This is a genomic window from Gillisia sp. Hel_I_29 (assembly GCF_000744275.1).
In the GTDB taxonomy this organism is placed as follows: Bacteria; Bacteroidota; Bacteroidia; order Flavobacteriales; family Flavobacteriaceae; genus Gillisia.
In genome coordinates this window covers 403,847-416,300 of sequence record NZ_JQLP01000005.1, presented here as the reverse complement: position 1 = coordinate 416,300, position 12,454 = coordinate 403,847, and the positions used below count along the sequence as shown (strand labels likewise).

At 34.6% G+C, this 12,454-nt stretch carries 14 protein-coding genes; 6 read left to right on the top strand and 8 right to left on the bottom strand.

The window, feature by feature from the left end; genetic code table 11:
* Nucleotides 1–129: 129 nt before the first annotated feature.
* From gpmI to P163_RS06840, 6 genes are all read left to right on the top strand, one after another.
* The gene (gpmI, locus tag P163_RS06865) at nt 130–1,647 is read left to right on the top strand and encodes a 2,3-bisphosphoglycerate-independent phosphoglycerate mutase (protein ID WP_034888977.1); all 1,518 of its coding nucleotides are present in this window, start codon (nt 130–132) and stop codon (nt 1,645–1,647) included.
* Nucleotides 1,648–1,658: 11 nt separating this feature from the next.
* On the top strand, nt 1,659–2,222 hold the full coding sequence (locus tag P163_RS06860) for a thioredoxin family protein (protein ID WP_051931287.1): 564 nt from the start codon (nt 1,659–1,661) through the stop codon (nt 2,220–2,222).
* A 62-nt stretch (nt 2,223–2,284) separates the two neighbouring features.
* Nucleotides 2,285–2,716 carry a BT0820 family HAD-type phosphatase gene (locus P163_RS06855; protein WP_034888975.1) on the top strand — a complete coding sequence of 144 codons (432 nt, stop codon included), beginning with the start codon at nt 2,285–2,287 and terminating at the stop codon, nt 2,714–2,716.
* Nucleotides 2,713–3,528, top strand: coding sequence for a type I methionyl aminopeptidase (gene map / locus P163_RS06850; protein ID WP_034888974.1), 816 nt, complete (start codon nt 2,713–2,715; stop codon nt 3,526–3,528). The genes P163_RS06855 and map overlap by 4 nt, the downstream gene beginning before the upstream one ends.
* On the top strand, nt 3,521–4,084 hold the full coding sequence (locus P163_RS06845; RefSeq protein ID WP_034888973.1) for an HNH endonuclease: 564 nt from the start codon (nt 3,521–3,523) through the stop codon (nt 4,082–4,084). The genes map and P163_RS06845 overlap by 8 nt, the downstream gene beginning before the upstream one ends.
* Entirely contained in the window at nt 4,081–4,848 is a 768-nt protein-coding gene (locus P163_RS06840) for a class I SAM-dependent methyltransferase (RefSeq protein WP_410503396.1), read from the top strand. Before P163_RS06845 ends, P163_RS06840 begins: the two co-directional genes overlap by 4 nt.
* Nucleotides 4,849–4,854: 6 nt before the next feature.
* Here the strand turns inward: P163_RS06840 and P163_RS06835 are convergent, their stop codons facing one another.
* The 8 genes from P163_RS06835 to P163_RS06800 form a co-directional block, all read right to left on the bottom strand.
* Complete coding sequence (locus P163_RS06835; protein WP_034888972.1) at nt 4,855–5,889, bottom strand: FAD:protein FMN transferase; 1,035 nt, start codon at nt 5,887–5,889, stop codon at nt 4,855–4,857.
* Complete coding sequence (locus tag P163_RS06830) at nt 5,867–6,226, bottom strand: hypothetical protein (RefSeq protein WP_034888971.1); 360 nt, start codon at nt 6,224–6,226, stop codon at nt 5,867–5,869. Before P163_RS06830 ends, P163_RS06835 begins: the two co-directional genes overlap by 23 nt.
* A 120-nt stretch (nt 6,227–6,346) precedes the next feature.
* Complete coding sequence (gene nqrF, locus P163_RS06825) at nt 6,347–7,636, bottom strand: NADH:ubiquinone reductase (Na(+)-transporting) subunit F (RefSeq protein ID WP_034888970.1); 1,290 nt, start codon at nt 7,634–7,636, stop codon at nt 6,347–6,349.
* A 16-nt stretch (nt 7,637–7,652) separates the two neighbouring features.
* Nucleotides 7,653–8,267 (bottom strand): NADH:ubiquinone reductase (Na(+)-transporting) subunit E, encoded by a 615-nt coding sequence (nqrE, locus tag P163_RS06820; RefSeq protein ID WP_034888967.1) that lies wholly within the window; start codon nt 8,265–8,267, stop codon nt 7,653–7,655.
* Nucleotides 8,268–8,293: 26 nt separating this feature from the next.
* On the bottom strand, nt 8,294–9,031 hold the full coding sequence (locus P163_RS06815; RefSeq protein ID WP_034888965.1) for an NADH:ubiquinone reductase (Na(+)-transporting) subunit D: 738 nt from the start codon (nt 9,029–9,031) through the stop codon (nt 8,294–8,296).
* Nucleotides 9,032–9,033: 2 nt separating this feature from the next.
* Complete coding sequence (locus tag P163_RS06810; RefSeq protein ID WP_034888963.1) at nt 9,034–9,777, bottom strand: Na(+)-translocating NADH-quinone reductase subunit C; 744 nt, start codon at nt 9,775–9,777, stop codon at nt 9,034–9,036.
* A 2-nt stretch (nt 9,778–9,779) separates the two neighbouring features.
* The gene (locus P163_RS06805) at nt 9,780–10,961 is read right to left on the bottom strand and encodes an NADH:ubiquinone reductase (Na(+)-transporting) subunit B (protein ID WP_034888961.1); all 1,182 of its coding nucleotides are present in this window, start codon (nt 10,959–10,961) and stop codon (nt 9,780–9,782) included.
* 12 nt (nt 10,962–10,973) lie between these two features.
* Nucleotides 10,974–12,317 (bottom strand): Na(+)-translocating NADH-quinone reductase subunit A, encoded by a 1,344-nt coding sequence (locus tag P163_RS06800; protein WP_034888959.1) that lies wholly within the window; start codon nt 12,315–12,317, stop codon nt 10,974–10,976.
* Nucleotides 12,318–12,454 lie beyond the last annotated feature (137 nt).

Genomic DNA, 12,454 nt, shown 5'->3' with positions numbered 1-12,454 from the left:
TTTTGGAGTAACTACCATTATATCTGTTGTTAGGACAACAGATATTTATAATTTAATAAAATATTAATAAAGTAAGATTATAGCACCAATATTTAGTGCTTATCTTTACCCCTTATATATATTTCTAGCATGAACAAAAAAGTAATCCTTATGATATTGGATGGCTGGGGTGTTACCCAAGACCCAAAAATATCTGCAGTTGCTCAAGCAAAAACTCCTTTCTTCAATTCTTTATTAGAAAAATATCCTAATGGTGAATTATTAACTCACGGTATGAATGTAGGTCTTCCTGAAGGCCAAATGGGAAATAGTGAAGTTGGACACATGAATTTAGGAGCGGGTAGAATTGTATATCAAGATCTAGCAAAAATAAATCTAGCTGTAAAGAATAATAGTTTAATAGAAGAGCCTGTTCTAGAACAAGCTTTTAATTATGCTAAAACCAACAACAAACCTATTCACTTTATGGGATTGTTGAGCGATGGAGGAGTTCATTCTCACATCAATCATTTGAAAGGATTACTATCTGCGGCAGAGAAATTTGGAGTTAAAGAAAAATACGTTCATGCTTTTACGGATGGTAGAGATGTAGACCCAAGATCTGGAAAAGGATTTATTGCAGATTTAGATGATCATCTAAATAAGACCAACAGCAAACTAGCCTCTATAATAGGAAGATATTTTGCTATGGATAGAGATAATAGATGGGAACGTGTTGAGAAAGCCTATGATCTTATTGTAAAAGGAGAAGGAGAAAAAACTCAAGATGCTCTACAGGCTATTCAAAATAGTTATGATAAGGACGTAACAGACGAGTTTATCGAACCAATAGTTCTTACAGATTCTAATGGGAATCCTGTTGCGACTTTGAAAGATGATGAGGTTGTAATTTTCTTTAACTTTAGAACAGATCGAGGAAGACAACTTACAGAAGCTTTAACTCAAGAAGATTATTCTGAATATGAGATGAAGACAATGCCATTATACTTTGTAACATTAACCAAGTATGATGATACCTTCAATAATATAAATGTGGTTTTTAGCAAAGACAATATAAAAACTACATTAGGAGAAGTGCTTGAATATACCGGAAAATCACAAATTAGAATTGCTGAAACAGAGAAATATCCTCACGTAACGTTTTTCTTTAATGGTGGTCGTGAAAAACCTTTCAAAGGGGAAAAAAGAATTATGGTAAATTCTCCAAAAGTAGCAACATACGACCTTCAGCCCGAAATGAGCGCTTATGAAATTCGAGATAAGATCATTCCGGAAATAAATTCTGGAGATCCGGATTTTATTTGTCTTAATTTTGCCAACCCAGATATGGTAGGTCACACCGGTGTCATGGAAGCAGCGATAAAGGCTTGTGAAGTGGTAGATGAATGCGCTAAAGATGTTGTAGAAGCAGCAATAGAAAATGATTACACAGTTATTGTAATTGCAGATCATGGTAATAGTGAAGTTATGATTAACCCTGATGGAAGTCCAAATACTTCGCACACTACCAATCCGGTACCTTTTATAATGGTAGATAAAGATATAAAATCTATTAAAGATGGTAAGCTAGGAGATATAGCACCGACTATCTTAGAATTGATGGGGATCACTAAACCCGAACTAATGACTCAAAAATCCTTAATTTAAATTCTATGAAAATGAGCTTTCTAATTATGATCTTATCACTTGCAACAGCTTGTGGTAATACTAATGAAACAACTAAACCTCAAAATGACCAGACTGAAGTTACAGCAGATGCATCTAATACTGCAGTAGTTCAACAAGGTATGTTATTGGGAGAATTCACTAAAGAAGATCTTCAAAAAGAACCTTTTGCTACTTGGTTTAATAATGGTTATAACAACTATTCTCCAAATGCAGAAGCACTTAAAACCATTAAAGAAAACATTTCAGATTATGAGATCGTAGCATATATGGGAACTTGGTGCCCAGATAGTAAAAGAGAAACTCCCAAATTATTCAAAATTTTAGATGAGTCTGGATATGACCTTTCTAAACTAACTATTTACGGAGTAGATCGTAGCAAGACAACAGAAGGAAAAACTGAAGAAAAGTGGAATGTAAAGCGAGTTCCTACTTTTATTTTTATAAAAGACGGTAAAGAAGTTAATAGATTTGTTGAATATCCTAAAGAATCTATTGAAGCTGATATTGCCAAAATAGTTAGCGGTAAAGAGTATAACGATTCTTACGCTCAATAAGAAAAGAATTTGCTTTATACCTATAAGTTAGTAGTAACAACATTCTTAGTAATTTTGGAGCTGTGATAGATGGACTAACCATTGCCGTGGATTTTGACGGCACTATAGTAGAGAATAAATATCCTGAAATAGGCAAACCAATTATATTTGCTTTAGAAACTCTAAAAAAGCTTCAAGAAGAAGGTCATTTATTAATTCTATGGACGTATAGATTTGGAAAAGAGCTAGATGAAGCCGTAATATTCTGTAAAAAAAATGGATTACATTTTTACGCAGTAAATAAAAGTTATCCTGAAGAAGTTTTCGAGGAGACTCAAAGCAGGAAAATTCAGGCAGATATTTTTATCGATGATAGAAATATTGGAGGTTTAGTAGGTTGGGGTGAGATCTATCAAACCTTAGGAAAAGAAAACATTTACGCTACCAAGAAAATTAAAAATAAAAAGAAGAAAGCCAGAAACGGGATTCTTAACTTTTTAAAACCTAAATTATGATTATTATAAAATCAAGAGAAGAAATAGAATTAATGCGTGAAAGTGCATTAGTAGTTTCTAGAACTTTAGGGATGTTAGCTGCAGAAATAAAACCTGGAGTTACCACTCTTCAACTTGATAAAATGGCAGAAGAGTATATTAGAGAACAAAATGCAATTCCTGGTTTTTTAGGAATGTATGATTTTCCTAATACACTGTGCATGAGTCCAAATGCTCAGGTGGTTCACGGTATTCCGAATAACACGCCTTTACAAGAAGGAGATATAATTTCTATAGACTGCGGAGCTGTAAAGAATGATTATTACGGAGATCATGCATACACTTTTGCTGTAGGAGAAATTGCAGAAGACACCAAAGATTTATTAAAAGTCACCAAAGAATCTCTATACGCTGGTATAAGCGAACTTAAGGTTGGGAATAGAGTTGGCGATGTTGGCTACGCTATTCAGAAATACTGTGAAGATCGTGGGTACGGAGTAGTTAGAGAATTAGTTGGGCATGGTCTTGGTAAAAAAATGCACGAAGATCCAGAAATGCCTAATTATGGACAAAGAGGCCGCGGAAAGAAGTTGGTAGAAGGAATGGTAGTTGCCATAGAGCCAATGATAAATTTGGGTACAAAAAGAATTAACCAGCTAAAAGATGGTTGGACTATATTAACAGCAGATAACAAACCTAGTGCACATTTTGAACATGATGTAGCAATTGTAGATGGTAAGCCAGAATTACTTTCAACATTTAAATACATCTACGAAGCTTTAGGTATTGTTAGTGCAGAAGAAGAACCTTTTAGGTCCAAAGTTTATGATTAAGAATTTCAGACAAGAGCAATGGAAAACCTTGCATAAAGATATCTGGCAGGATAGATTTGTGTACAAAATTTCCAATTACGGACGTGTTATTAGTTTTGTGAAAAATCCAGAGGGAGAGCTTCTAAATGGCGGGAGAACTGCCGGTTATCTATCTTTTGTTGTGAATCTAAAAGATGGTAAAAAGAAGAACTATTATTTTCACAGAATTGTTGCAGAACTGTTTATAGAGAGAAAAGAGAATCAGGAATTTGTAATCCATAAGAACTACAAAAAACATGATAACGAAGTTTCTAATCTGGATTGGGCTACAAAAGATGAATGGGTTCAACATCAATATGGAAATCCCAATGTTAAGGAAACTAAAGTTAAGCGAAAGCTAAGAAAGATCACATCGTACTCTAAACTTTCTTATGCACAAGCCGTTATCTTAAAGAAAAAGTTATTAGATCCTAACAGAAAAACTAGAATTAGAGTTCTAGCGAAACAATTTGGAGTTTCTGAGATGCAATTATATAGAATAAAATCTGGAGAAAACTGGGGTGATATTGAAGTATGATACGCAGCATATTCAAATTTACCCTTAATACAATTCCAAGGCCTCTACTAATAAGACTTAGTTATTTAGCCAAACCTATTCTAGAGATCGTTTTAAAGGGTCATCGTTATCAAGACCCAATAGATGGAAAAGAATTTAAAAAATTTCTTCCCTACGGATATGAAAATCAGAGAGAGAATGTATTATCTCCTTCTACGCTATCTTTAGAACGCCATAGGCTTCTGTGGCTCTATTTAAAGGAAGAAACTAGCTTTTTCAAGAGTACGATAAAAGTGTTACATTTTGCTCCAGAACAAGCGTTTTACAAAAGATTTAGAAAGTTAAAAAATCTGGACTATACCACTACAGATCTCAATTCTCCTTTAGCTGATGTAAAAGCTGATATATGCAACTTACCTTTTAAAGATAATGAATACGATTTTATACTTTGCAATCATGTTTTAGAACATATTCCAAATGACACTAAAGCTATGGAGGAACTATTTAGAGTTTTGAAACCCGGTGGTACTGCAATACTTCAAATTCCGCAAGAATTAAGTAGAGCAGAAACATTTCAAGACGATAGCATTACAGATCCTAAAGAAAGAGCCAAGATTTTTGGCCAATATGATCACGTTAGAATATATGGAAGAGATTATTTCGCTAAATTGAGAAGCGTTGGTTTTGAGGTAAAGGAAGTAGACTATACCTCAAAGTTAACACCAGCAGAGGTAGACAAATACCGTATTGCTGTTGGCGAAATTATACCTGTTTGCTGTAAATAAGTACGCCTAATTTTTTATGAGAGCGCTATCAAATCCTGTTGTTTTAAAAACCTTAATACTTCCATCGCTTTCAGTATAAATTAAATAAACATCTATATTATCCAACATATTAAGCATCTGCTTAGATCTTTCTAAACCCAATGCCATAAAAGCGGTAGCATACCCATCTGCCAACGTACAGTTTTTTGCCAAAACAGAAGCACTTAAGAGATTGCTCTTTTCAGATCTACCCGTAAGCGGATCTATAGTATGAACAAAAACCTGCCCAGTCTTTGGGTCTTTTCTAAATTTCCTATAATTTCCTGAGGTTGCCATGGCCTTATTTTGTAGTTCTAAGGTAGCTTCAAAAGTTCTTACACCTTCCTCTTGCATAGGATCATCTATTGCCACAACCCAATTAGAATTCTTAACTGTATTAGAGCCACTTGCCACAAGTTCCCCTCCTAATTCTATAAGATAATCTTTTATGTTCTTAGAAGTGAAATAACGTCCAATTGCATCTATAGTATACCCCTTGGCAATAGCATTAAAATCTATGTAAATTTCAGGATGCTGTTTTTCTATCTTATTTTGAGAGGTAAGTTTTACTTTATTAAATCCTACATATTGTAACATAGAATCTATCTCTATCTGTTGGACACTGTCTAATGTATGATCTGGACCAAATCCATAAGCATTTACCAAACTACCTACCGTAGGATCAAAATACCCATTGCTTTCCTTATATATCTTATCTGAAGTATTAAAAACTTCTTGAAAATTATCATCTACAATTATATCTGGATCTCCAGAATTGATCTTAGAGATATCTGAGTCTGATTGATAGGTACTCATAGATTTATTAATCACTTTAAAAATAGAATCCAATCCCTTTTCTGCTTGTTCTTCAGAAAGATCACCAAAGTATTTAATATGATAGGAAGTTCCTAATGCTGCTCCTTCCAAGCTATGTTCTCCATTCTTGGCATTATTACAACTATTCAATGATATGAATACTATTAAAAGCCCTAGCCAAGTTCTATATTTCTTGTATCCCGTCATAATTAACTATATAATCTTCTTCTCTTGAAATAGGTTTTTCGTAATTCGTGGAGTTGGCTAAACCAACGCCTGCATAGAACGTTGACGCATTAAATTTTAATGCATGCTCCTTCATACTTTGCATAAATATATGGTCATATTCCTTGGGATCTTCAGGATATGTGATGGCTCTAACTATTACAAAATGTAGCTTCTTATTCTTTAAAGCAACAAATTGCGGATTAGATTTAAGTTCACTTTTGATACCTAAAAATTCAAAGCCTTGTTTTTCCAAATCCTCACCTACAATATTCATTGCTAAATTGTGAAGTTCCTGCTTATCGAGTTCATTTTTCATAACAACATCAAAAATACAACTTAAGGTATTTCAATAAAGAAAATCGATGCTAAAATATTATTCAACTTAAAAAAAAAGCCACCCTTAAAAGGATGGCTTTTTATATATATTGGAAGAGAATTACCCTCCAAAATCATCAAATCTTACATTTTCTGGTGGTACACCAAAATCATCTGTCATTTTCTCAACAGCCTTGTTCATTAATGGTGGTCCACAGAAATAGAATTCTATATCTTCTGGCTCTTCATGATACTGTAAGTAATTATCTATTACTACTTGGTGAATGAAACCTACAAACCCATCTCCTTCATCGTCTATACTTTTCTTAACTTTCCAATTATCTTCTTCCATAGGTTCAGATAATGCTAAGTAAAATTTAAAGTTAGGGAAATCACGTTCTAAGGCTCTAAAGTGTTCTGTGTAGAACAATTCTCTTTTAGAACGACCTCCATACCAATAGGTAACTTTTCTTCCAGTTTTAATAGTACGGAATAAGTGATATAAATGAGATCTCATTGGTGCCATACCGGCTCCACCACCTACATAAAGCATTTCTGATTCACTCTCATTAATAAAGAATTCACCGTAAGGTCCTGAAATCACAACTTTATCACCTTTCTTTCTTGAAAAGATATAGGAAGAAGCAATACCTGGATTAACGTCCATCCATCCGTTCTTAGCTCTGTCAAAAGGTGGAGTAGCAACACGTACGTTCAACATGATCTCTCTTCCTTCTGCAGGATAAGAAGCCATTGAATATGCACGCTCTACAGTTTCATTATTCTTCATTTGAAGTGGCCATAGTTTAAACTTGTCCCACTCATCTTTAAATTTCTCTGGTTCTCCCGGGTGCTCATCTGGGTGAGCAGTAATATCCATATCTGAAAATTTCACTTCACATTTAGGGATCTCAATTTGGATATATCCACCAGCTTTGTAATCCATATCTTCAGGAAGTTGAACTACAAATTCTTTAATAAAAGATGCAACGTTGTAATTCCTAACCACCGTAGCTTCCCATTTCTTAATTCCAAAAACCTCTTCAGGAATTTGGATCTTCATGTCTTGCTTAACTTTTACCTGACATCCAAGACGCCATCCATTAGCGATCTCTTTTCTAGTAAAATGAGGCTCTTCTGTTGGAAGAATTGTTCCTCCTCCATCTTGAACGATACATTTACATTGTAAACATGTTCCACCACCACCACAAGCTGAAGGTAAGAACAATTTATTTTCTCCTAAAGTAGAAAGCAAAGTTCCTCCAGAACCAACTTCCAAATTCTTCTCTCCATTAACACTTATAGTAACCGGACCAGAAGGAACCAGTTTTGCTTTAGCTCCTAACAGAATAGAAACGAGCAATAAGATCAATGCTAAGAATACAACTACACTTGCTATAATAACTGCCATTGTTTTTGTTTTTCGATTATAATTTAATACCCATAAAACTCATGAAACCTAATGCCATTAAACCGGTGATAATAAAAGTGATCCCTAATCCTTTTAATGGTGCTGGCACATTAGAATATGTTATTTTTTCACGGATTGCTGCAATAGCTAAAATTGCTAAGAACCATCCAACTCCACTACCTAACCCATAAGTGATAGCTTCAGAAACGGCACTAAAATCTTTTTGTTGCATAAATAAAGATCCACCTAAAATTGCACAGTTTACTGCAATAAGAGGAAGAAAGATACCTAATGCACCATAAAGAGCTGGAGCAAATTTCTCTACGATCATCTCCACCAGTTGCACCATAGATGCTATTACTGCAATGAACATGATAAAACTTAAGAAACTAAGATCTACACTTGCGTATTCAGGATCTAACCAAGCCAAAGCTCCTGGTCTTAATAAGTACTGATCTAACAAAAAGTTGATAGGCACCGTAATGGTAAGTACGAATACTACCGCTGCACCTAAACCAACAGCTGTTTTAACTGTTTTTGACACTGCTAAATAGGAACACATCCCTAAAAAGTAGGCAAAAATCATATTTTCTATAAAAATACTTCGGACAAATAAATTTACATATTCCATTGTAATACTTTTTCGCTGTTGCGCTATTAATGTTGTTCAATCAGTTTACGGTTTCTAGCACGTTGTACCCATATAATTATCCCAACTACAATAAGAGCCATTGGAGATAATAACATCAAACCGTTATTTTCATACCCTACCGCATATAAACCGGTAGATTCTGCCATTGTAGCTGCTTTGTGACCTAGAACTTCAAACCCTAGTAGTTTACCAGAACCTAATAATTCTCTAAAGAAAGCCACAATTACCAAGATCAATCCATATCCGGCTCCGTTTCCAATTCCATCAAGAAATGATTTGTATACACCATTACCTAATGCAAAAGCTTCCAAACGACCCATCACGATACAGTTGGTAATAATCAATCCAACAAATACAGATAACTGCTTACTTACATCGTAAGCATATGCTTTAAGTACCTGATCTACTAAAATTACCAAAGAGGCTACAATAACCAATTGAACTATAATCCTAATCCTATTAGGGATCAGATTTCTCATAAGAGATACAATAACGTTAGAAAAAGCAATTACAACCATAACCGCAACCGCCATAACAATTGCAGGTTCTAATTGGACGGTAATCGCTAAAGCAGAACATATACCTAATACCTGAACGGTAATTGGGTTATTGTCGTTTAAAGGATCACTCAATAATTTTCTATTGTTCTTAGAAAGGAAATGCTCTTTTTCTTCTGAATTAGACAAGAACAAAATCATTTCTTTTTTCTTTGCTTCTGAAGCTGATTTGATATCTTTTGCCATAATTAATGTACTGCTACTTTAATATCCTTTTGTTTTTTGAAATAAGGTAGATAATGAATCAATCTTTCTGAAATCATATCAGAAATACCGTTACCAGTAATTGTTGCACCAGAAATAGCATCTACTTTATTATCATCTTTATTAGATGGACCAACGTTTCCTTTAACAACAGAAACACCTATAAGATTACCACTCCCATCAAAGATCTTTTCATCTGCAAATCTTTGTTGAAACCAAACCTGAGTAATTTCTCCACCCAAACCTGGAGTTTCCCCTTTATGATCGAAGACTGCTCCTTTTATAGTATTTACATCGTCTTTTAAAGACACATATCCCCAGATAGCATCCCAAAGACCTTTACCTCTTAATGGAACTATATAGTACTTAGCTCCATCTACATTTGCTTCATAAAGCGGGTAGATTTGTTCATTTACTGGCTTCTTAAGTTCTTTTGCAAGATCTACAGTAAAAGCATCTGCAGTTTCATCTACAGATCCATCTTCTTTTAACGCGATAGTTTCTGTAATATACTTATTGTATAATTCTTCTGCACCGTCTCTATCAGTTTCAATACCGATAGTTGCTAAAATATTCTGCATCTTTTCCTTTCTAACATTTTCATTTTGCAAAGGTTGCAAAGATGTTGCTGCAAAGGCTAGTACACTGGCTACCACAACCACCATGATAATGGCGAAAATAAAGGTATACCCGTTACTATTTGTTTTATTAACCGATTTCTCTTCCATAACTATACTGCTGTTTTAATTGAGGCTGCCGTATTTGCTAATCTTTTCTTTCTGCGTTTTACATGAGATTCTATCACATAGTGATCTATAACCGGTGCAAATACGTTCATTAAAAGAATTGCTAACATGATTCCCTCAGGATATGCAGGGTTAAAAACTCTAATCATCACTGCAAATAATCCAATAAGGAATCCATAGATCCACTTTCCTTTCATGGTTTGAGCTGCAGATACAGGATCTGTTGCCATAAAAACAACACCAAATGCTAAACCTCCAATTACTAGATGCTGATACCATGGAAAATTTGTTAGATCATTCCCTTCTAATCCCATAGAAGGTAAAGCATTAAATATAAGTGCCATTACTGCTGCACCCATAAATCCACTTATTATTATTCTCCAACTACCAACTTTAGTTAATATTAAAATTAAAGCTCCAACCAAGATACACAAGGTAGAAGTTTCTGATATAGAACCAGGAATAACTCCAGAGAACATATCTAAGAAACTGTAATTTACCGTATTTCCAGAGGCTAAAGATCCAAGAATAGTTTCTCCAGAAACTCCATCTATATTTGAAGCTTCACTTACCCAAACGGTATTACCAGACATATAAGTAGGATATGCAAAAAATGCAAAAACCCTAGCCGTTAGAGCAGGATTAAGAATATTCATTCCTGTTCCTCCAAAAGCTTCTTTACCAATAACAACTGCAAATACAACAGATATTGCTACCATCCATAGTGGAATATCTATTGGCATGATCATCGGTATCAAAAGTCCGGTAACCAAATACCCTTCATTCACTTCATGACCACGCATTACAGCAAAAGCAAATTCTAAACCAAGACCAACTCCGTAAGAAACTGCTATCATTGGTAAGATCTTCCATGCTCCGTGTCCTAAAGCTTCCCAAAAACCAACCTCAGTTTGAATTTGAGATAAATATTGGTAACCACCATTCCACATTCCAAAGATTAACGCAGGTACTAACGCAAGAACTACAGTAATCATAGTTCTCTTAAGATCTACTGCATCTCTAACATGCGCACCGCTTTGGGTAGTATGATTTGGTGTAAAAAGAAAAGTATCTAAAGCATTATATGCTGGAGCGTACTTCTCTAATTTATTCCCCTTATTAAAAGGTTCTTTAAATTTATCTAATTTTTGTCTTATCCATTCCATATTTAAAACTTTTTAACCTACTTCGGTAAGCATTAAATCCAACCCAAGACGTATAATTTCCTGAGCTTCAATTTTTGAAGTGTTAACATAATCTATTAATGCAAAATCTTCTGGAGCTACCTCGTAGATCCCTAGATTTTCCATTTTTTCAATATCTCCAGCCATACAAGCTTTCAGAAGTTGCATAGGATAAATATCCATAGGCATTACTTCTTCCATTTCTCCAGTTACCACTAAAGCTCTTTCCTCACCATTTAAATTGGTTGTAGGTTCAAACTTCTTATTTGGCATTAACCAAGACAAAGAGGTTTTTGAATTAGAATGAATATTGTTATAAGTAAAAGGTAACCATCCAAAGATTCTATAACTATTCCCTTCTGGGATCAAGGTTAAAGAATTAGGATAAAAACCTATATATTGATTACTCGATAATTTTAATCCTGTAAGTACATCTCCAGAGATCAATCTAACATTCTCTGAAACAGCACCTACTAGATCAGCAGAATTGGCTCCAATTTTAGTATTGTAATACTTTCTATCTTTTGCCTCACTACCAGTAACTGCAATAGTTCTGTTAGCACGATATTCTCCAGTTAAGAATACGTTTCCGATAATTGCCACATCTTCTGCACCAACACACCAAACACGCTCTCCTCTATTAATAGGATCTAATTTTTGGATCTGAACACCAACATTTCCTGCAGGGTGCGGACCGTTTACAACATGTATCTCTGCGCCTTTAATCCCTTTAAGAATTGAAGCAGAACTTTCATCTACAGATACATGTACTTTTCCTGAAGTTAACTTTTGCAATGCATAAATTCCTTCTTGAAAAGCAGCAACTTTATCTTTAAGAACAAAGCCTAAATCTGCCGCCAAAGGAGCGGTAGACACTACAGATACAAATATTGATTTTGGAGAATCTTTAGGGTCTGCTACAATATCATAAGGTCTTTGCTTTATAAAAGCACCACAACCACTTTTTAAGATCCTGTTCTTTACAGATTCAGCATCTGCCGTAGCAGCGTTTAATTGACCAAAGTTTTTATAGGAGTCGGTAGGATCTGCCTCAATAATGATCTCAAGAATACGACGCTTATCACCTCGTTTTATCTCAGCCACAGTACCACTAACAGGAGAAGTAAATCTAATTTCTTCTGTATATTTTGAAAAGAAAAGCTCGTCTCCGGCAAGGATCTTAGCGCCTTCTTTAACAACCATTTTTGGTACTACTGCATGAAAATCTGGAGGTTTGATCGCATAGGTCTTAGACCTTGGGGCATCAACAACTAGTTTTTCCGCCTCCCCTTTTAATCGTAGAGTAAGCCCTCTTTTAATTCGAATGTCTTTTGACATAGGATGGAGTGTATATTAAAATTTATTTTTTATAGTGTGCAAATTTACTAATTTTAACCCTACAACTACCAAACAAATCAGATAATTTTCGGTTCTATTCTTGTTAAAGTAGCTTAGGAAGAATATGATTATAAAAT